This is a genomic window from Pseudomonas sp. NPDC077408 (assembly GCF_050269105.1).
Lineage (GTDB): Bacteria > Pseudomonadota > Gammaproteobacteria > Pseudomonadales > Pseudomonadaceae > Stutzerimonas.
Genome location: NZ_JBNNHS010000027.1, coordinates 1 through 1,119, shown reverse-complemented (window position 1 = coordinate 1,119; position 1,119 = coordinate 1). Strand labels below are relative to the sequence as shown.

General features: G+C 54.6%; 1 protein-coding gene. It reads left to right on the top strand.

The window, feature by feature from the left end:
- Nucleotides 1-882: 882 nt before the first annotated feature.
- Nucleotides 883-1,119 (top strand): hypothetical protein (locus tag ACQKEK_RS23395; protein ID WP_499167728.1); only part of this gene is annotated, 237 nt, incomplete at its 3' end.

The window sequence follows — 1,119 nt, the reverse complement described above, 5'->3', positions numbered from 1 at the left end:
CCAGGCTCGCCAGCTGAATGAACTTGCTCCAAGAACTGACGCCGTGTGGCTGCAGCTTGGTGTACATGGAAATTAAAGAACCTACCTGCAGCTCAAGAGCTTTTACTTTCTCACGGACTAAACATTGATGATTGTCGCGCGGCATATGCCTGCGAGCTCTACTGGCGATTGTCTGGTCACCACGCCCCGATTCTTGGGGGCAAAGCTCCCCAAGATGAGGATCTGGAGGCCCGGAATCACGTCGCCTACGAGCTCGGGAATATGCGTATCTGGGAAACTGATGCGTACGTTGGTGCCCGAGCCAACCTGAGGAAGGAAGCCGCCGGTACCAATCGCTAAGCCATCACACAGCAGATTTGGGATTAGATCAGACGCCCTTAACCTTGGCAGAGCTCGAATTAAAGGAGTCAGGGTATGGATCGTTTTGAATTGCTTGTATATGCCGTGCTTGCCGTCATCAGTGCGCTGACTATCGCAGGTGTAATTGGCTATATGGTCGCAGCGTACCTGGACAAGAAGCACGGCGACGATTGAGCCCTCAGCGGAACGGCCAGATACCTGCAACAAACTGTCCGCTGCCCCTTGGCAGCGGGCGCTTACCCAAATCCATCGGCAAGGCACACTACCGCTGCGATACGCAGTATTTTCCCAAGCCTATGAGGTCATGGGATGACTTCGGAAGGGCTGTCAATTTCCGCACCCTAGCGAAAGTGACCGGAGCGCCGAAGCGTTTAGATCTGCAACATGCACGCCCTCCGTGTGGCGAGCTAGCTTGCCGAGTACGCTAAAACCCGTGCGCGGACTCATGGGCAGCATCTCATCTTGGGTTTTCCGAAAGCTACCGGAGAGTGTTTAGCGACCTCATCTAACCGGAGCAGCATCATGGAATTTCGTCACCTTGGTAACGGGCAGTACTTCCCACCTATTGCACCAAACGGTCGGATTTACGCTGTACCTCTTGGGCAGGAAACCCAGGTAGAAATTTTCTGCCTGGCCCCAGTAGGCATCATGGGCGCGGGCATCCAATTACGCTGGTCAGAAATCGTTGGTTGTTACTACGACGACGAATCATGGGAGATCATCCCGCGCAACTACTCGGGACGAGGGATGCGCTTCCGC